Source organism: Xanthomonas sp. D-109 (assembly GCF_017746095.1).
Lineage (GTDB): Bacteria > Pseudomonadota > Gammaproteobacteria > Xanthomonadales > Xanthomonadaceae > Xanthomonas_A > Xanthomonas_A sacchari.
On the sequence record NZ_JAGHWV010000006.1, the window covers coordinates 209,280 to 225,940 of the forward strand.

Here is a 16,661-nt window from a genome sequence, read left to right on the forward strand (position 1 = left end):
CTTCCCGCTGACGCCTTCGCATCAGGCGCTGCGCGCGTAATCGAAGCCGACCGGCGCAGGCTGGATTGCCAGTACCGGCGGCTCCTCCTCCGCGCGCGGCACCAATGGTGCCGTACCGGCCAGGCGGAACACCGCCACCGCCTCGCTCAGGCTGCCGGCCTGCTGCTCCAATGCATGCGACGCCGCAGTGGCCTGTTCCACCAACGCCAGGTTCTGCTGGGTGCTGCGGTCCATCTGCGCCATCGCCTGGCCCACTTCCTCGATGCCGGCGGCCTGTTCCTGGGAGGCCGCCGCGATCCCCGCCATCAACGCGTTGACCTCGCTCACCGAGGCCAGCACGCGGCCCATGGTGCGGCCGGCGTCGTGCACCTGCGCCGAGGCTACCGCGACCTGGTCCACCGACGCCTCGATCAGGCGCTTGATCTCCTTGGCCGCATCGGCCGAGCGCTGCGCCAGCGCGCGCACCTCGCTGGCGACCACCGCGAAGCCGCGGCCCTGCTCGCCGGCGCGTGCGGCTTCCACCGCCGCATTGAGCGCGAGGATGTTGGTCTGGAAGGCGATGCCATCGATCACCCCGATGATCTCGCCGATCTTGCGCGAGGCCGCTTCCACCCCCTGCATCGTACCGACCGCCGCATCGATCGACGCCCCGCCGTGGCCGGCCACGGTCGCCGCCGCGTCGGCCAGCGCATTGGCGTGGTGCGCGTGCGTGGCGTTCTGGCGCACGGTCTCGGTCAGGCGCGCCGCTGCACGCGCGGTGCGCTCCAGCGTGCCGGCCTGTTCGGCGCTGCGCTGCGACAGGTCCTGGTGGCCGCCGGCGATGGCGCCGGCCTCGGCGTCGATCGCCGCGGCCGCGTGCTGGATGCCGGCCACGATCGACGCTAGCTGGTCGGCGCTGGCGTTGGCGTCGTCGCGCATGTCGGCGAACACGCCGCGGAAGTCGCCGTGCATGCGCACGCCCAGGTCGCCGCTGGCGATGGCGCGCAGCAAGCCCGACAACTGACCGAGATTGCCGTCCACCGTCGCCATCAGCTGGTTGAGGCTCTCGAGCATGATGCGGAAATCGTGCTGGTGCGCGCCCAGGTCGGCGCGTGCGCTGAAATCGCCGGCCGCGGCCGCCTCGGCCAGGTGCCAGATGTCGCGGCTGAGCGTGCCCAGGTTGGCCTTGATCGCATCCATCGCCTCGGAGATCGCGGCCTGCTCGCCGGGCAGGCGCGGCATGTCCTCGCTCAGGTCGCCGATGGCGTAGCGCCGCATCAGCGTCACCATCGACTGCGCGGTGCCCACGTGCAGGTCGACCAGCGCATTGGCGTCGCGCAGCAACTGGCCGTAGTCGCCCGGGAATGCCGCCGCATCGCCGCGACAGGCGATGGCGCCGTCGGCATGCCGTTGCGCCATCCGCCGCTGTTCCGCCAGCACCGCGCGCAGTTGGGTCTGCATGGTCTGCATGCTGCGCAGCAGGTCGGCGGCCTCGTCGTTGCCCTGCGCCGGCACCACCGCATCGAGCTGGCCGGCAGCGATCGCCGCGGCGACGCGGGTACCTTCGCGCAGCGGTCGTACCAGGCTCTGGGTGATGCACCAGCCCAACCAGGCGCTGACCGCCAGCAACAGGCCGCCGCCGAGCAGCAGCAACCAGCGCGCATGGGTCATGGTGGCCACCGCCTGCACGTAGGAACCGTCGCTGAGCGTGCGCAGGTGCGCGGCATTGCGCTGGATCGCCTGTTGCCACTGCGCCAGCAGCGGCTGCAACGTGTACAGGTGCAGGGTCTGCGCATCCAGGTTCTGGTTGTCGGCGGCCAATGCCAGCACCTGCGACTGGAACGGCTGCACCTGCACGTAGGCCTTGTCGATTGCCGCGCGCAGCTGCGCACCGGTGCGGTCGGCCGGGTCCAGGCGCAGCGCGAACAGCTTGCGCCGCGCCTGCGTGTAGTCGCGCTGGGCGTCGCCGATGGCGCGCACCACCGCCTGCTTCTCGTCGGGGTTGGTCAGGATCACATCGTTGAGCAGGCCGATCTCCAGCCGCGCCTGCGCCGCGACCATGGCGTTGGACAGGCGGATCTTCTCCATCTTGTCCAGGGCGATGTCGTCGAGCTGCTGCCGCGCCAGCGCCATCGACGCCAGGCTGGCGACGATCAGGGCGCCGCAGATCAACAGCAGGGCAGCGAAGGCGAAGGTCAGGCGCGGGCCGACCCGGTAGCGGCGAAGGAGGTGGATCATGGGAAGTGCGGCGTAGGGCGGAAGGTGCGCGCTACGCTGTGCGCGAAACTTTTCCGAACCGCGACGGCACGGCGACAACATGCCGAACTGTGACGCCGGAAAGCGCACGACCGCGGCGGGCTGCACAGCGCAGGTGATGTGTGCGTCGCAGTCCGCGTGCGGGGTGCGCGACGGAGCGATGGCGCCGCAGGCGCACTGCGGTGCGGCGACCGCCGCGCCGGCCGCGGCCGCCTCAGAGGAAGTCGTGCAGCAACGCGGCCACTGCCGCCGGTTGTTCCATGTGCAGATGGTGGGTGCCGGGCAGCGTGTGCACGCGGCCGTCGCGCAGGCACGCGGCGCGCTGCAGGCGCAGCGGCTCGGGCAACATGTCCTGGGCCGGATCGGCGAACACCACCGCGGTCGGGCATTCGATGCCGCGCAGCAGCGCCTGCATCTGCGACTCGGTCGCGCGGATCGCCGTCGGCAGGGTCAGGCGGCGGTCGCTGCGCCACACGTAGCCGCCGTCCACCGCGCGCACGCCGCGCTCCACCAGCAGCCGCGCTGCCGGCTCGCTGAGCTGGTTGGCCAGCATCCGCGCCCGTACCGGCGCGGCCAGGTCGGGGAACACGCGCAACGGCGTGGCATTGGCGCGGCGCGTGCTGGCGACGCTGTTGCGCAGCCGTTCCACAGCGCCCGCCTCGCTCTCGGCCAGGCCGCCCAGCATCTCGATCGCCACGAACTTGTCGATGCGCTGCGGCGCTGCGGCCGCGAGCAGGCTGGCGATGGCCGCGCCCATCGAGTGGCCGATCAGCACGAAGCGCTCCCAGCCCAGTGCATCGGCCGCGTCCAGCACCGGGTGCAGGGCGCTGGCCAGCAGGTACTCGGCGCCATCGGGCAGGTCGCTGCTGTGGCCGTGGCCGGGCAGGTCCAGCATCACCAGATCCCACTGCGGCAGGTGCCGGCTCAGCGGCACGAAGCTGGCGGCGTTGTCGAGCCAGCCGTGCAAGGCCAGCGCCTTCGGTCCCTGCGGATCGCCGCTGCGCAATCCGGCCAACGCGCCCACCCGCGACGGGCAGGCGAAGGAACGCAGGCTCATGCGGTGCGGGCCGCCAGTTGCGCCAGCGCGCGCGCGTGCGCCGGGGCGTCGTTGAGGCAGGGGATGTAGCGCACCTGCATGCCGCGTTCGGCGCAGGTCTCGACGAAGCCCATCGCCACTTCTTCCAGGGTTTCCAGGCAGTCGGTGGCGAAGCCGGGACAGAGTACGTCCACCTGCTTGACCCCCTGCGCCGCGAGTTCCCACAGCCGCGGTTCGGCATACGGGCGCAGCCAGCGCTCGGCGCCGAAGCGCGACTGGTAGCCGAGCTCCCACTGCCCGGCCTCCAGGCCCAGCGCATCGGCGATCGCCTGCGCACTGGCTTCGCAGCGCTGCGGGTAGGGGTCGCCGTTGTTGGCCACGCGCTGCGGCAGGCCGTGGAAGGAGAAGAACAGGCGCTCGCCGCGGCCGTGCTGCGCCCAGTGCGCGCGCACGCTGTCGGCGACCGCGGCGACCCAGGCCGGGTCGGTCGGGTAGTCCTCGATCAGATGCACCGGCAGTTGCGGATGGCGCGCCTGCCAGGCCTGCACCACGTCCTCGATCGAGGCGGTGGTGGTGGTCGAATACTGCGGGTACAGCGGCAGCACCACGATCCGGCGCACGCCGGCCTCGCGCAGCGCGTCCAGGGCCGGCGCCAGCGCCGGGGCGCCGTAGCGCATCGCCCAGGCCACGCGGTGCCCGGGCAGTTCGCGCTGCATGCCTTCGGCCAGACGCCGGGTGTACACCGCCAGCGGCGAGCCGTCGGCCAGCCAGACCTGCGCGTACTTCTCGGCCGACTTGGGCGAGCGCCGCGGCAGGATCACCCAGTGCAGCAGCGGCCACCAGAACAGGCGCGGGATCGCGACCACGCGCTTGTCGCCGAGGAACTCGGCCAGGTAACGGGCGACCGCAGGCGCGGTGGGCGCCTCGGGCGTGCCTAGATTCACCACCAGGATGGCGGTCTCGGGTGCGTCGGACATGCGTGCATTGTGGCAGAGCGCACGCCCCACGGCGTGTGGATCCGCTCGATCGCGGCGATCGACGGCGCCTGTACCTGTCGGCGGCGGCACTCATTGCCGATTCATTGCCCTGTGACTAAGTTCAAGTACTTGCAGTATCTTGCTGCGGACCTACTTCGGAGCCCGCCATGCCCCTCCTGCCGCGCCTCGCCCTGTTGTTGAGCACCGTGTTGTTCGCTGGTCACGCCGTGGCCGGACCGGAAGAGGACGAGCGCGCCCGCAACGCGCTGCGCGTGCTGACCGACATCCAGCGGATCCCCGAACAGTCCATCCCCGACAAGCTGCTCGACGAGGGCCGCGCCATCGTGGTGATCCCGGACACGCTCAAGGCAGGCCTGGTGATCGGCGGGCGTCGCGGCCACGGCCTGATGTCGGTCAAGCGCCCCGACGGCACCTGGTCGAACCCGGTGTTCGTCAAGCTCACCGGCGGCAGCATCGGCTTCCAGGTCGGCGTGCAGTCCTCCGACGTGGTGCTGGTGTTCCGCAACGACCGCAGCCTGGACAACATCGTCAACGGCAAGTTCACCCTCGGCGCCGATGCCGGCGTCGCCGCCGGCCCGGTCGGGCGCAACGCCGCCGCCGCCACCGACGGCCAGCTCAAGGCCGAGATCTGGTCGTGGTCGCGCGCCCGTGGCCTGTTCGCCGGCGTCGCCCTGGATGGCGCCGCGCTGCAGATCGACGATGCCGCCGACCTCAACGCCTACGGCAGCAACACCACCCCGCGGATGATCTTCGAGGGCCGCACCACCAACCGTCCGTCCAACGACATCGTCGCCTTCCGCGACAAGCTCGAGGAAGCCACCTACGCCGCGCGGCAGAGCCGTGGCACCGATGGCAGCGGCAATCCAGTTGCCGCCCCGGCACCGGCCATGCCGGCGCCGCCGGCCGCGCCGGAACCGACCGCCGCGCCCGACGCCGCCGCCAGCACCGTACCCCTGCAGGGCCAGACGCAGCCGGCGCAGCAGGGCTTCCAGCCGGTGTCCGACGGCGAGATCCGCACCGAGAAGCTCGACGGCGATCGCTGAGCGCCGTTCCCAACGCCACCTGTCCATCCGTCCGTGCAGGCACGCCTGCATGGCAGGGAAAGGTAACGCGGCGCGGCGCGGTGCGTTATCCTGCGGGTTCCTTACGACTTTTCTGCGAGCGGATCATGGGCAGTCTTAGCATCTGGCACTGGCTGGTCGTGCTGGTGATCGTGCTGCTGGTGTTCGGCACCAAGCGGCTGACGAGCGGCGCCAAGGATCTGGGCAACGCGGTCAAGGAATTCAAGAAAGGCATGCGCGACGAGGACAAGCCCGCCGGCCAGCTCGGCGACGAGACGCGCAGCAGCAGCGAGCCGTCCCGCCAGACCCAGGCCGAACGCGACCGCGACGCGCACTGACGGGACCCCGCCGGCGTGTTCGATATCGGATTCAGCGAACTGCTGGTGATCGCGGTAGTGGCCCTGGTGGTGCTGGGGCCCGAACGCCTGCCCAAGGCGGCGCGCTTCGCCGGGTTGTGGGTGCGCCGTGCCCGCGCGCAATGGGACTCGGTGAAGCACGAACTGGAACGCGAACTGGAAGCCGAGGAACTCAAGCGCAGCCTGCACGATGTGCAGAGTTCCCTGCGCCAGGCCGAAACCGAACTGCGCGACAGCGGCCAGGAGCTGCAGCGGCAGACCGAGGCGCTGCGCCGCGAGATCGATCCGAATCCTCCGGTGTCGCCTGCCGACGCCGCGCCGACAGTCGCGCCGGCAGCCGCCGCCGACACCGCCGATCTTTCGATGCCGCACGCTGCCGACACGGCCACCTCCCTGCCGACGCCGCCGCACGCGGTCGCGCCCGCAGCGTCCGCATTGCCGGCCGCCGCACGCGGTGCGGCCGCACCACATCCGGTGCCCACGGCCGCGACCGCGCAGACCGGCCAGCCGCTCTCCGATGACCCGGAGGCGCCGCGATGAACGTCGAAGCCGAAAGCAGCCTGATCGAACACCTGATCGAACTGCGCGCGCGGCTGATGCGCGCGCTGATCGGCCTGGGCGTGGTGGTGGTGGCACTGCTGCCCTTCTCCAAGCGCCTGTACTCCTGGCTGGCCGAGCCGATGCTGGCGCAGTTGCCGGTGGGCCAGAGCGTGATCGCCACGCACCCGGCCGGCGCGGTCATCGCCCCGCTGAAGCTGGCGTTCTTCCTGGCGCTGTTCGTGTCCGCACCGTGGCTGCTGTACCAGGCCTGGGCCTTCGTCGCCCCCGGCCTGTACCAGCGCGAGAAGCGCCTGGCGCTGCCGCTGCTGGCCTCGGCGGTGGTGCTGTTCTACCTCGGCTGCGGCTTCGCCTACTTTCTGGTGTTGCCGGCGGTGTTCCACTTCCTGACCACGTTCAAGCCGGACGTGATCCAGCTCACCCCCGATGCCGGTGCCTACCTGGACTTCGTCCTGGCGATCTTCTTCGCCTTCGGCGCCAGCTTCGAGTTGCCGGTCGCCCTGGTGATCCTGGCCCTGCTCGGCTGGGTGACCCCGCAGCAACTGCGCGAGGGCCGCGGCTACGCGGTGGTCGGCATCTTCGTGCTGGCCGCGGTGCTGACCCCACCGGACGTGGTCTCGCAACTGATGCTGGCGATCCCGATGTGCCTGCTGTACGAGTTGGGCATCCTGGCGTCGAGCTGGCTGGTGTCGAGTCAGGCGCGGACGCAGTAAGCGAATGCGGCGGTAGACCGCGCGATCGCTTGCGGTGATCTGGGATGCGAATTACGGCAACGCCCTGGCGCGTGACGTATAAAAGTTCCCACGGTCGACTGCACGCCGTCGTTCCGGACACACCGCAACGGATGCCCCCTGGGGGCCGCGAATACGCCAAGGAAGGTGCCGCGTGCGAATGACTGCCGGTACACACGACCAAGACCATTCCCTTGCGCGCACGCTGATTGCCCATGCGCGGGTGCTGTCGCTTGCGCGACGACGTGATCTGCGGATTCAGCGGTGCGATGCGCTTCCACGGCGCGGCGCTGACCTCGTTGCGGTGCGCCACTCCCCGCCATTTCGCCAACGCTGCAGCTGAGTCAGAGAAAGGTGTGTTGCCGGCTTGTGGCCGACGCTGGATCGCGCGATCCGCATACACGGCGTCGGAGCCGCACACCATTGCAGGAACATCGGCACCGGGCCGCATCCCGGCCCTGCCGACACGGTCATGGAAGACCGTATTCGTGGCGGTGTGCACGTCCACGCCGCCACCCCCTGTCCCTGGCGGACGGGCAGGCCGGGAGTGCGCAGGACGTCGCCTCGACCCGGCTTCTCTCGCAATGAAGCAGTATCCCAATGACCAAGGAGCACGTCATGAAACGTCTGGCTGCACTGGGATTTACCTTGCTGGTATCGACAGCGGCGACCGCGGCGGTCGCGGGTACGCCGTCGTTCCAGAAACTGAGTGGGAAAGCGAAGTTCATCAACGGCGACAATCTGGTGACCGGCGTGTCCGCGGAAACCGCACCCCCGACGGACACGCGCTTGCAGAGCCCGCAACAGAAGGCCTCCGGCCTGAGCGCGGTGATGGTCACCCGCAATGGCGACCAGTACGCGTCGCCGGCAAGCGCGGAGGACGTGGCACTCTTCGAAGAGGCGATCAGGGCGATGGAACTGCTCGGCCGCCTGCCGGACTCCGTGCCCGGCACGCCGCCGCTGCGTCCCACCGACCACGGTGACGGCCGCGCCGTCCCCAACGTGGTGATCGGGACCGACGAGCGGGTCCAGGTGACCACCACCACCGTCGCGCCGTACTGGCACATCGGGCGCATCGGCATCGGCTGCACCGGAACGCTGATCGGGCCCAAGCACGTCCTGACCGCCGGCCACTGCGTGTCCGATGGCGCGGGCAGCTGGTATTCCAGCCTGGACTTCACGGTGGCCCAGAACGGCAGCTACCAGCCGTGGGGAACGGCGACGTGGGCGCGTGCCATCACCACGACGGCGTGGCTCAACAACGGCGACAGCAACTACGACTATGCGCTGATCGTCCTGAGCACGGCGCCCCATGGCGGCAATGCGGGCTGGGGCACCTACTCGGGAGGCACCCATACCATCACCGGATATCCGGGCGACAAGCCGTTCGGAACGATGTGGAGTGCGTCCGGGGGCGTGTCCACCAGCGGCTCCTACCGGCTCTGCTACACCATCGACACCGCCGGCGGCAACAGCGGGAGCGGCATCTACGACAGCGGCTACGTCGTCCGCGGCGTCCACACCACCGGCTCGTCGAGCCAGAACTGCGGGACGCGGCTGACCAGTACCGTCTTCAACACGCTGCAGAACTGGATCGCCGACAACCCGTGATGCGCGCACGGTGACGATCCTGCGTGATACCGCCGTGGTGCAGCGGGCGACTGCGCACCACGGCGTTGGCCGAACCCGCGATGCAGGAGGAGGTGGAATGAGACGAATGCTTGTCACGACGCTGCTACTGCTGGCGGGCTGCAGCCTGGGCAGTGGGCCGGCCGCGAATCGCGAGCCGCTGGAATCCGCGCTGATTATCGGCAGCGCGCAATCCCCGGACCCCGTGCTGGCCCGGGTCATGGAACTGAAGGCGCAGGGCGTGGTGGAGGGCGTCGTGGTGTACGAATCGTTCCCCGTGCAGATCCGCCTGCGCGCACCCAGGCGGGTGATCGACGAACTGCAGGCGATTCCGCGGGCGGCCCAGCGCACGCCCGGCGACGGCAGCGGCCGCCGCTGAGTCAGCCGCGATCAGGCTTCGATGACATTCGCTGGCGGCGCGACGGCTGCGGCATCGCCGGCGTGCACGAACATCTGCTTCCAGGCCACGTACACGATGCCGGCGATCGTCGGCGACAGCACCGCCATCAACAACACCTGGATGATCAGGGCCGTCATCGTGGTGCCGACCAGCAACTGCAGTACCAGCATCACCACGGCCAGCGCGAAGTAGAACGCGAACATGGCCAGGAAGGCGAGCACAAAGAACACCAGCATGGCCGGCAGGTTGTGCAGGCAGGCGCGCAGCCCGTGACCGATGGCGGCCACGCCATTGCGGCCGTCGAACATAACCTGCGGCGCGAACAGGAACAGGGTCAGCGCCACCCCCACGACACCGACCGCCACCAGCATCAGCCACATCACGATGCGCAGCGCCGGCAGGGTCGCGATCAGATCCTCCACCTGCTTCGGATCAGGCTGCGCGCCGGACTGGCCCAGTTCGTTGAGCTTGAGCATCACCGTGTTCAGCTGCATCAACCCCTCTGGACGGATCACCACAACGGCGAGGAACGACAGCGCCAACAAGGCGATCGCCTGCGGCAGCACCGCCACCAGCAGGTTCGGCGCGCGGCTGCCGTGCAGGCCCTGCAGCAGGTGCGCGGGCTCGGCGCTGCGGCCCTGATCGACCTCGCGCACGGCCCACACCAGCCCGCCGAACAGCAACGGCCCGGCCAGCCCGATGAGCATTTGCGCCAACATGCCCAGGATCGGATGGAGCGCGCTCAGGAACACCGCAAGCAGTGTCGCCAGGCCCCAGATCACCCCGAGCCGGCCCAGCGCCCACGGCGCCCGTCGCAGCAGGGCCACGCCACCCAACAGCCATTCCGCGCCGGCCGAGGCCGGCAGCTTGCGAATCTCGATCATTGCCAATCCGAAGTGGGGGACGCCGTACAGCGCGGCGACTGCACAGATTATCGCGGTTTTGCCTGGCCGCTGCTGTGCTGCCCGCGTGCGTGCTGAACGAAGCGCCGCAACAGTTTGCGTGCCAGCGGTGCGGCGCTGACCTCGCGGGCGATGGTACGGGCGCAGCGTCCGGCGCTGCGTAGACAGTCCGCGCGCGCCTGCACGTAGCCGCGCATGTGGTGGGTGGCGAACTCCGGGTGGAACTGCACGCCCCAGGTCGCCTCGCCCCAGCGGAACGCGTGGCACTGGTCCTGCGCCGAACGGGCCAGCACAGTGGCGCCGGCCGGTGCGCGCAGCACCGTCTGCAGATGCGTGGCATGCGCAGGGAAGCGCGCCGGCAGACCGGCGAACAGCGGATCCTCGGCGGCGGGCGGATGCAGTTCGATGTCCACCGTGCCCGATTCGCGCCCGGCCGGATTGTAGGCCACCTCCCCGCCCAGCGCGTGCGCCAGCAACTGGTGGCCGTAGCAGATGCCCAGCAGCGGCGTGCCGTCCTCGGCGGCCGCGCGCAGCCAGTCGGCCGAGCGCTCGCTCCAGTCGGCGCGGTCGGTGACGAACGCCGCCGAGCCGGTCACGATCACCCCGGCGAAGTCGTCCCGCGCCGGCAAGGCGTCCCCGGCGGCGACATTGGTCACCACCGTGTCGTGCTCGGCCAGGCCGGCGGCGACGCGGATCCAGTGCGGGAAGCGTCCGTAGCGCCGCATCGTCGCCACCGGTTCGCCGGTTTCGAGGATCAGGAAGGGCGCAGCACGGCGACGGACGGGAGAAGCGAACGGCATGGTGGGATTCTAGACGCCGTCGCCATGGATTGTTCAAGGCCGCGCGGCGGTGGCGGCATAGCCATATAACTAGCGATCATGAGGCGGGGAAGCGCCCCGCGCTTCACTCCCGCGGCGGCAGCACCGACAGCACTTCCTCGATGGTGGTCAGGCCAGCGGCCACCTTTTCCAGGCCGGCGCGGCGCAGGGTGCGCACGCCCTCGTCCTGAGCGGCGCGGCTGAAGCCGGCCAGGTCCATGTCGGCGCGGATCAGGGTGCGCAGGCGCGGGGTCACCGGCAGCAGCTCGTACAGGCCGACCCGGCCCAGGTAGCCGGTGCGGCGGCATTCCAGGCAGCCGACCGGGGCATAGGGTTGCAGCGCCTCGGGCAAGGCCTCGCCCGGCTCGCGCAGCGCATCCCACTCGTGCGCCTCCAGGGTGTGCGGGCGCTTGCAGTGGCCGCACAGGGTGCGCACCAGGCGCTGCGCCAGCACGCCGTTGAGGGTGGAGGCGACCAGGTAGTGCGGCACGCCCAGGTCGAGCAGGCGGGTGATCGCCGAGGGCGCGTCGTTGGTGTGCAGGGTCGACAGCACCAGGTGGCCGGTCAGCGAGGCCTGCACCGCCATCTGCGCGGTTTCCAGGTCGCGGATCTCGCCGATCATGATGATGTCCGGATCCTGCCGCAGCAGGGTGCGTACGCCGCTGGCGAAGTCCAGGTCGATGTTGGTCTGCACCTGCATCTGGTTGAACTCGGTGGCGATCATCTCGATCGGATCCTCCACGCTGCACACGTTCACGTCCGGCGTGGCCAGGCGCTTGAGCGTGGAGTACAGCGTGGTGGTCTTGCCCGAGCCGGTGGGACCGGTGACCAGCACGATGCCGTGCGGGCGCTCCACCAGCGCATTCCAGCCGGCCGCTTCCTGCGGGCTGAAGCCGAGCTGGTCCACGCTCTTGAACGCGGCGTCCGGGTCGAAGATGCGCATCACGCACTTCTCGCCGAACGCGGTGGGCATGGTCGACAGGCGCATCTCGGTCTCGCGCCCGCCCGGCGAGCGGGTCTTGATGCGCCCGTCCTGCGGGCGCCGCCGCTCGGCCAGGTCCATGCGCCCGAGCACCTTGATCCGGCTGACGATGGCGGTCATCACCGCCGGCGGCACTTCCAGCACCTTGTGCAGCACGCCGTCGATGCGGAAGCGCATGCGCCCGGCCTCGCGCCGCGGCTCCAGGTGGATGTCGCTGGCGCGCTGTTCGTAGGCGTACTGCAGCAGCCAGTCGACGATGTGCACGATGTGGTGGTCGTCGGCGTTGACGTCGCCGCCGCGGCCCAGTTCCACCAGCTGCTCGAAGCTGGGCAGGCCGCTGCTCTGCTCGGTGCGCCCGTCCTTGGCGCCGCGCACCGAGCGGGTCACGCCGAAGAACTCCATCGTGTAGCGATGCAGGTCCAGCGGGTTGACCACCACCACTTCGATGCGGCGCCGCGCCAGGTGCTGCACGTCGCCGAGCCAGTCCAGTGCCAGCGGTTCGCTGGTGGCCACCAGCAGGCGCTCGGGCTGCAGCGCCAGCGGCAGGATGCGGTGGCGGCGCGCGTAGGCGTGCGAGACCACGCCGGTGACCGCGGCCACGTCGACCCGGGTCGGATCGATGCGCAGGTAGCGCAGGCCGCAGCGCTGCGCCAGCCATTCGGTCAGCCGTTCCAGGCTCAGTTCGCTGCCCGGCGGGCGGGTGGCGGCGAGTTTCAGGTTGGACAGCAGCACCAGCGGATGCACGTCGCTGGCGGTGCGCGCGGTCTGCGCCGAGAACTGCACGCGGCCGCGTTCGGCCGGTGCGACCAGGCCGTCGGCGAGCAATGCGGCGGCCACGCGTTCGAAGCTCAACCGGCCCGGCGGCAAGGCCACGGTGGGTTCGACGGGCGACGACGCGGGCGGCGCGGCAGGGCGCGAATCCATGGTCCAGGTCCGGTGCGCGGAAGTCCCCGCGAGTCGGTCGCTATACTAGCGCACCCCTCAACCGGCCCCCTGCGAGATGTCCGTTTCCCGGTCCGTTCCGATCACGTTCCAGGGTCTGATCCAGACCCTCAACCAGTTCTGGGCGCAGCACGGCTGCGTGCTGATCCAACCTTTGGACCTGGAAGTGGGCGCCGGCACCTTCCATCCGGCCACGTTCCTGCGCGCGCTCGGGCCGGAGCCGTGGAACGCGGCCTACGTGCAGCCGAGCCGGCGTCCCACCGACGGCCGCTACGGCGAGAACCCGAACCGCCTGCAGCGCTACTACCAGTACCAGGTGGCGATGAAGCCGAACCCGGACAACATCCAGCAGCTGTACCTGGATTCGCTCAAGGCGCTGGGCATCGATCCGCTGGTGCACGACCTGCGCTTCGTCGAGGACAACTGGGAATCGCCGACGCTCGGCGCCTGGGGCCTGGGCTGGGAAGTGTGGCTCAACGGCATGGAAGTCACCCAGTTCACCTACTTCCAGCAGGCCGGCGGCCTGGAGTGCAAGCCGGTGCTGGGCGAGATCACCTACGGTCTCGAGCGCCTGTGCATGTACCTGCAGAACTGCGACAACGTCTACGACCTGGTGTGGACCTACGGCCCCGACGGCACGCCGGTCACCTACGGCGACGTCTACCACCAGAACGAGGTGGAGCAGAGCGCGTACAACTTCGAGCACGCCAACGTGGCCGAACTGTTCCACCGTTTCGATGCGTGCGAGCAGGAAGCGCAGGCGCTGGTCGAGGTCGGCCTGCCGCTGCCGGCCTACGAACAGGTGACCAAGGCCAGCCACGCCTTCAACCTGCTCGACGCACGCCGCGCGATCTCGGTGACCGAGCGCCAGCGCTACATCCTGCGCGTGCGCGCGCTGGCGCAGGCGGTGGCCAAGGCCTACTACGCGCAGCGCGAGAAGCTGGGCTTCCCCGGCGTCAAGAAGTGACCAAAGCCCCTCTCCCCCCGGGAGAGGGGTTGGGGTGAGGGTACGTCCTCGCGGATTACCCTCTCCGCACCCAAAGCCGCAACGCTCCGCCGCACCCTCATCCGCCCCTTCGGGGCACCTTCCCCCGCAGGGAGAAGGGAAAAACCGCTAGCAAGGTCTGACACATGAGCCAACACCTTCCCCTGCTGATCGAACTGGGCACCGAGGAACTGCCGGTCAAGGCATTGCCGGGCCTGGCCCAGGCGCTGTTCGACGGCGTGATCGCCGGCCTGGAGAAGCGCGGCATCGCGGTCGAGCGTGGCGACGCCAAGCCGCTGTCCACACCGCGCCGGCTGGCGGTGCTGCTGCCCGGCGTGGCCGTCGAGCAGCCGGAGCAGCGCGCGGAAGTGCTCGGCCCCTACCTCAACATCGCGCTGGATGCGGACGGCCAGCCGACCAAGGCGCTGCAGGGGTTCGCCGCCAAGGCCGGGATCGACTGGACCGCGCTGGAGCGCACCAGCGACGCCAAGGGCGAGCGCTTCGTGCACCGCGCGGTGAACCCGGGCGCGCGCACCGCCGCGCTGCTGCCGGAGATCCTGCGCGAGGCGATCGCGGCGATGCCGATCCCCAAGCCGATGCGCTGGGGCGACCACGACTACGGTTTCGCCCGGCCGGTGCAGTGGCTGGTGCTGCTGTTCGGCAGCGAGGTGGTGCCGATGCCGCTGTTCGGCGTGGAGACCGGCCGCGACAGCCGCGGCCACCGCTTCCTGCACGACGCGCCGGTGCCGCTGGCGCAGCCGGGTGACTACATGGCTGCGCTGCAGGCCGCACAGGTGCTGGTGGACCCGGACGTGCGCCGCGCGCGCATCGTCGCCGAGGTCGAACAGGCCGCGCGTGAGGCCGGCGGCAGCGCGCGCATCGCCGAGGACAACCTGGAGCAGGTGGTGAACCTGGTCGAATGGCCGTCGGCGGTGCTGTGCAGGTTCGAACCGGCGTTCCTGGCGGTGCCCCAGGAAGCGCTGATCGAGACCATGGAGAGCAACCAGAAGTTCTTCCCGGTGCTCGATGCCGGCGGCAAGCTCACCGAGCATTTCATCGGCATCGCCAACATCGTCTCGCGCGACGTCGCCGAAGTGGCCAAGGGCTACGAGCGGGTGATCCGCCCGCGCTTCGCCGACGCCAAGTTCTTCTTCGACGAAGACCTCAAGCAGGGCCTGGAGGCGATGGGCGCCGGGCTGGCCAGCGTCACCTACCAGGCCAAGCTCGGCAGCATCGCCGACAAGGTGCAGCGCGTGGCCGCGCTGGCCGAGGCGATCGCCGCGCAGGTCGGCGTGGACCCGGCGCAGGCGCGCCGCGCCGCCGAACTGAGCAAGAACGACCTGCAATCGCGCATGGTCAACGAATTCCCGGAACTGCAGGGCATCGCCGGCCGCCACTACGCGCTCGCCGCCGGCGAGCCCAGCGAGATCGCGCTGGCGATCGACGAGGCCTACCAGCCGCGCTTCGCCGGCGACGACATCGCGCTGTCGCCGCTGGGCAAGGTGCTGGCGATCGCCGAACGCCTGGATACGCTGGCCGGCGGGTTTGCCGCGGGGTTGAAGCCCACGGGCAATAAGGATCCATTCGCGCTGCGGCGCAATGCGCTGGGGTTGGCGCGGACGGTGATTGAGAGTGGGTTTGATGTTGACCTGCGGTGGCTTGGCTGGTTCGCTAGCTTGCTCGTCCACAACTCAATGACAACGCAGGTTTCGGTCTCGCTTCTGCAAGATATAAACAGTCTGATTGGGCGGGCTGAGTCTGCGGGTATTTTTAAAGCCGACGATCTTTATAAATTGTTCGCTGATCAGAAGCTTAAGGAAGGCCCCGCTAGCGCTCTCTTTGATGCAACAGATGCGCTATTCGACTTCATCCTCGACCGCCTGCGCGGCTACTACTCCGACAAGGGCGTGCCGGCAACGCAGTTCAACGCGGTGGCCGCGCTGTTCTCGGTCGCGGCTGAAGCCGCTCCTACGACGGTGCCAGCAACCACGGCGCTGGGTTCGCTGTACGACTTCGACCGCCGCATCGACGCGATCGGCACCTTCGCCGCGTTGCCGGAGGCCGAGGCGCTGGCCGCGGCCAACAAGCGCATCCGCAACATCCTGCGCAAGGCCGAGGGCGAGATTCCGGCGCAGGTCGACGCGGGCCTGCTGCGCGAGCCGGCCGAGCGCGCGCTGGCCGAGGCGGTGGAAGCGGCGATCGCCGAGACCGACGGCGCGCTGCGCCAGCACGACTACGTGACCGTGCTGAACTTCCTGGCGCGGCTGCGCCCGCAGGTGGACGCGTTCTTCGACGGCGTGATGGTCAACGCCGACGACCCGGCGCTGCGCCGCAACCGCCTGGCGCTGCTCAAGCGCCTGGGCGACCGCCTCGGCAGCGTCGCGGCGATCGAGCACCTGTCGGCGTAAGCAGCAGAGGCGTCGAACCGGAGACGGGCCGCCTTGCGCGGCCCGTTCTCGTTTTGCGGGTAGAACTCCTGCGGCAATGCACGGCGCCAATGGCTTCGGCACACCGCAATGCGTCGGGACTGAAGTCCCTCCCACAGTGCAGTCCCCTGCTGTCCGCAAGCCCCTGCAGGCGCGTTGCTTGCGTCCTCCACAACAAGCGTGTGCAAGCGCCCGCGCTAAGCCCCTCTCCCGTCGGGAGAGGGGTTGGGGTGAGGGTGCGGCGCGAAGCGAACCGCGGAGTGTGAGTGCACGAGGCTGCGCCCAACCCTCATCCGCCCCTTCGGGGCACCTTCCCCCAAAAAGGGGGCCGTGGTCCCGCAGGGAGAAAGAACAGCCGACTAGCCCCTCTCCCCCCGGGAGAGGGGTTGGGGTGAGGGTACGGCGCGAAGCGACCTGCAGAGATTGAGGACACGAGGCTTTGCCCGACCCTCATCCGCCCCTTCGGGGCACCTTCCCCCAAAAAGGGGGCCGTGGTCCCGGTGGGAGAAGGAACAGCCGACTAGCCCCGGCGTACATCCGCACGTCCTCTCCCAGCCACGCCGCTCACGACGCACCCCGCCATTACGAATCCCCAATCCCAA

Annotated in this window: 14 protein-coding genes; 8 read left to right on the top strand and 6 right to left on the bottom strand. The window is 69.8% G+C overall.

From position 1 onward, the window contains the following. Positions 1–21: 21 nt before the first annotated feature. The 3 genes from J7357_RS07000 to hemH all read right to left on the bottom strand — a co-directional run bounded on the left by J7357_RS07000 (position 22) and on the right by hemH (position 4,248). Positions 22–2,217, bottom strand: a complete 2,196-nt coding sequence (locus J7357_RS07000) for a methyl-accepting chemotaxis protein (protein WP_209245550.1) — start codon at positions 2,215–2,217, stop codon at positions 22–24. A 232-nt stretch (positions 2,218–2,449) separates the two neighbouring features. Next, positions 2,450–3,292, bottom strand: coding sequence for an alpha/beta hydrolase (locus J7357_RS07005; RefSeq protein ID WP_209245551.1), 843 nt, complete (start codon positions 3,290–3,292; stop codon positions 2,450–2,452). After that, positions 3,289–4,248 carry a ferrochelatase gene (gene hemH / locus J7357_RS07010; protein ID WP_209245552.1) on the bottom strand — a complete coding sequence of 320 codons (960 nt, stop codon included), beginning with the start codon at positions 4,246–4,248 and terminating at the stop codon, positions 3,289–3,291. The genes J7357_RS07005 and hemH overlap by 4 nt, the downstream gene beginning before the upstream one ends. A 167-nt stretch (positions 4,249–4,415) precedes the next feature. Between hemH and J7357_RS07015 the strand changes: the two genes are divergently transcribed. From J7357_RS07015 to J7357_RS07040, 6 genes are all read left to right on the top strand, one after another. Then, positions 4,416–5,312: a YSC84-related protein gene (locus tag J7357_RS07015; protein ID WP_209245553.1), complete on the top strand. Its 897-nt coding sequence runs from the start codon at positions 4,416–4,418 to the stop codon at positions 5,310–5,312. A 125-nt stretch (positions 5,313–5,437) separates the two neighbouring features. Further along, a complete protein-coding gene (gene tatA, locus J7357_RS07020; RefSeq protein ID WP_019798768.1) occupies positions 5,438–5,668 on the top strand; it encodes a Sec-independent protein translocase subunit TatA in 231 nt (76 codons plus the stop codon). 15 nt (positions 5,669–5,683) lie between these two features. Continuing rightward, positions 5,684–6,226 (top strand): Sec-independent protein translocase protein TatB, encoded by a 543-nt coding sequence (gene tatB, locus J7357_RS07025; RefSeq protein ID WP_209245554.1) that lies wholly within the window; start codon positions 5,684–5,686, stop codon positions 6,224–6,226. Continuing rightward, positions 6,223–6,957 (top strand): twin-arginine translocase subunit TatC, encoded by a 735-nt coding sequence (tatC, locus tag J7357_RS07030; RefSeq protein WP_010340865.1) that lies wholly within the window; start codon positions 6,223–6,225, stop codon positions 6,955–6,957. The genes tatB and tatC overlap by 4 nt, the downstream gene beginning before the upstream one ends. Before the next feature lie 636 nt (positions 6,958–7,593). Next, positions 7,594–8,586 (top strand): trypsin-like serine protease, encoded by a 993-nt coding sequence (locus J7357_RS07035; RefSeq protein WP_244667336.1) that lies wholly within the window; start codon positions 7,594–7,596, stop codon positions 8,584–8,586. A 97-nt stretch (positions 8,587–8,683) separates the two neighbouring features. Further along, positions 8,684–8,983, top strand: a complete 300-nt coding sequence (locus tag J7357_RS07040; RefSeq protein ID WP_209245556.1) for a hypothetical protein — start codon at positions 8,684–8,686, stop codon at positions 8,981–8,983. 11 nt (positions 8,984–8,994) lie between these two features. Here the strand turns inward: J7357_RS07040 and J7357_RS07045 are convergent, their stop codons facing one another. From J7357_RS07045 to J7357_RS07055, 3 genes are all read right to left on the bottom strand, one after another. Next, positions 8,995–9,888 carry a BPSS1780 family membrane protein gene (locus J7357_RS07045; RefSeq protein WP_209245557.1) on the bottom strand — a complete coding sequence of 298 codons (894 nt, stop codon included), beginning with the start codon at positions 9,886–9,888 and terminating at the stop codon, positions 8,995–8,997. Positions 9,889–9,935: 47 nt separating this feature from the next. Next, a complete protein-coding gene (locus tag J7357_RS07050; RefSeq protein WP_209245558.1) occupies positions 9,936–10,706 on the bottom strand; it encodes a glutamine amidotransferase in 771 nt (256 codons plus the stop codon). Between the two features lie 103 nt (positions 10,707–10,809). Beyond that, the gene (locus J7357_RS07055) at positions 10,810–12,630 is read right to left on the bottom strand and encodes a GspE/PulE family protein (RefSeq protein WP_209245559.1); all 1,821 of its coding nucleotides are present in this window, start codon (positions 12,628–12,630) and stop codon (positions 10,810–10,812) included. Between the two features lie 76 nt (positions 12,631–12,706). Between J7357_RS07055 and glyQ the strand changes: the two genes are divergently transcribed. Continuing rightward, positions 12,707–13,615 (top strand): glycine--tRNA ligase subunit alpha, encoded by a 909-nt coding sequence (glyQ, locus tag J7357_RS07060; RefSeq protein ID WP_010340858.1) that lies wholly within the window; start codon positions 12,707–12,709, stop codon positions 13,613–13,615. Between the two features lie 164 nt (positions 13,616–13,779). Continuing rightward, positions 13,780–16,041 (top strand): glycine--tRNA ligase subunit beta, encoded by a 2,262-nt coding sequence (gene glyS / locus J7357_RS07065; RefSeq protein ID WP_209245560.1) that lies wholly within the window; start codon positions 13,780–13,782, stop codon positions 16,039–16,041. The last annotated feature ends 620 nt before the right edge of the window (positions 16,042–16,661 follow it).

Coding starts and splice junctions, on each gene's coding strand:
- J7357_RS07000 (WP_209245550.1), bottom strand. CDS start 2,217: ATGATCCACCTCCTTCGCCGCTACCGGGTCGGCCCGCGCCTGACCTTC.
- J7357_RS07005 (WP_209245551.1), bottom strand. CDS start 3,292: ATGAGCCTGCGTTCCTTCGCCTGCCCGTCGCGGGTGGGCGCGTTGGCC.
- hemH (WP_209245552.1), bottom strand. CDS start 4,248: ATGTCCGACGCACCCGAGACCGCCATCCTGGTGGTGAATCTAGGCACG.
- J7357_RS07015 (WP_209245553.1), top strand. CDS start 4,416: ATGCCCCTCCTGCCGCGCCTCGCCCTGTTGTTGAGCACCGTGTTGTTC.
- tatA (WP_019798768.1), top strand. CDS start 5,438: ATGGGCAGTCTTAGCATCTGGCACTGGCTGGTCGTGCTGGTGATCGTG.
- tatC (WP_010340865.1), top strand. CDS start 6,223: ATGAACGTCGAAGCCGAAAGCAGCCTGATCGAACACCTGATCGAACTG.
- J7357_RS07035 (WP_244667336.1), top strand. CDS start 7,594: ATGAAACGTCTGGCTGCACTGGGATTTACCTTGCTGGTATCGACAGCG.
- J7357_RS07040 (WP_209245556.1), top strand. CDS start 8,684: ATGAGACGAATGCTTGTCACGACGCTGCTACTGCTGGCGGGCTGCAGC.
- J7357_RS07045 (WP_209245557.1), bottom strand. CDS start 9,888: ATGATCGAGATTCGCAAGCTGCCGGCCTCGGCCGGCGCGGAATGGCTG.
- J7357_RS07050 (WP_209245558.1), bottom strand. CDS start 10,706: ATGCCGTTCGCTTCTCCCGTCCGTCGCCGTGCTGCGCCCTTCCTGATC.
- J7357_RS07055 (WP_209245559.1), bottom strand. CDS start 12,630: ATGGATTCGCGCCCTGCCGCGCCGCCCGCGTCGTCGCCCGTCGAACCC.
- glyQ (WP_010340858.1), top strand. CDS start 12,707: ATGTCCGTTTCCCGGTCCGTTCCGATCACGTTCCAGGGTCTGATCCAG.
- glyS (WP_209245560.1), top strand. CDS start 13,780: ATGAGCCAACACCTTCCCCTGCTGATCGAACTGGGCACCGAGGAACTG.